Source organism: Psychrobacter sp. AOP7-B1-24, from assembly GCF_052376215.1.
GTDB lineage: Bacteria > Pseudomonadota > Gammaproteobacteria > Pseudomonadales > Moraxellaceae > Psychrobacter.
On the sequence record NZ_JBQSVL010000174.1, the window covers coordinates 1 to 1261 of the forward strand.

Consider the following 1261-nt stretch of genomic DNA (forward strand, 5'->3'; position numbering starts at 1 on the left):
TAATACTAAGAAAAAAGTACCGATGCTAAATAATACAGCTATCAAAATAAATAATTGACTCCAAACAATCTCGCCACGGATAAAGTCCCACATGTCTACCAGCTCCATATAGGTGCTATTAAACTGTACGACAGTACGCTGCGGACGTAGCGGATAATCAAGCTTTTGATATGGGCGCAGCTCATGTTGTAAATTATCTACTTTATAAGCTTTACCTAAGGTGTCGTAGGTTCCGTTTTTTCCGCGGCCTATCATGTCGATCATCGTTTTACTCCGCCGTCTTTGTTAAAGCACTCTTATATGCCTAGATAGCTTGTTTATTGTTGTTTTTATCTAAGCAATCACCAGCATCACATACAGTATCGAACCGATAAACCATGTCGCATTCACGGCGATGCCTGAATACCATTTAAGTTTGACCTTTGTGTTTTCATTATCAAAGGCGGCTTGGCGCTCAGCGGTGACAGGCAGTACATTATATGGGTTGTTTTTTCCATCCCACATGAGGCGACGCTGCACTTCAGGATGTAATGCAGGGTTGGCACTCGATTGATAAATATTGCCTTCAGCTAGATCTAAGTAGCTCACCGTACACGCTCTCAACCAGCCCATAACCGTCACTTCATGACGTAAACCTGTCAAACCTTTGTCTTTCTTCTCTTGAGCGATATCAGCACAAGCCAATAGCGAGGTGCTGATATCTGTCGGACAAGCGTGAGCGTATCGTGGGTCAAGCGGTAGCTCGTCTGCTGGACGTTCCATATAGGTACGAATAAACGTCCACTGATCATAAGGACTAAGCTGCATGTCTTCAAGGTTGATGCTTTGGATGGTTTGATTTGTTTTCGGATCAATCACATGCAGATTCAAGGCTTCAAAGACAACGCCTTTGTTACGTCTAACCGACGCGACAATATCTTTGTAGTTAATTAGATGGAAGATAGGCTCTTGCTTGCGGTTATGTTCGTAATAAGCAAGCTGTTGTGTTTGTTTTAGCAGTAAGATTTTGTTGTAGTAGGATTTTTTGTTTTTAAGTTGTTTTAAAACTAAATATGATCCAAAACCAAAAACTATCAGGAACAAAGTAAGCATGATTATTAAAAATAGCGCTGCGTATTCAAAATCTTTGACAAATATATAACTAGATACTACTACTAGAAAGAAAAACAAGCCTTGCCCAAACAACCAACTAAAAGCATAAGCCATTAAAAAACCAACTAATTGATGCGAGTTGATAATCGGGTGAAACAGTAAATAATTC

General features: G+C 40.0%; 1 protein-coding gene and 1 pseudogene. Both read right to left on the bottom strand.

Annotation, left to right across the window (positions count from 1 at the left end):
• Positions 1–264 (bottom strand): annotated as a pseudogene (locus ACT3QP_RS14805) (hypothetical protein); the annotation flags it as partial.
• A gap of 69 nt (positions 265–333) precedes the next feature.
• Positions 334–1261 (bottom strand): hypothetical protein (locus tag ACT3QP_RS14810; RefSeq protein ID WP_444526028.1); only part of this gene is annotated, 928 nt, incomplete at its 5' end.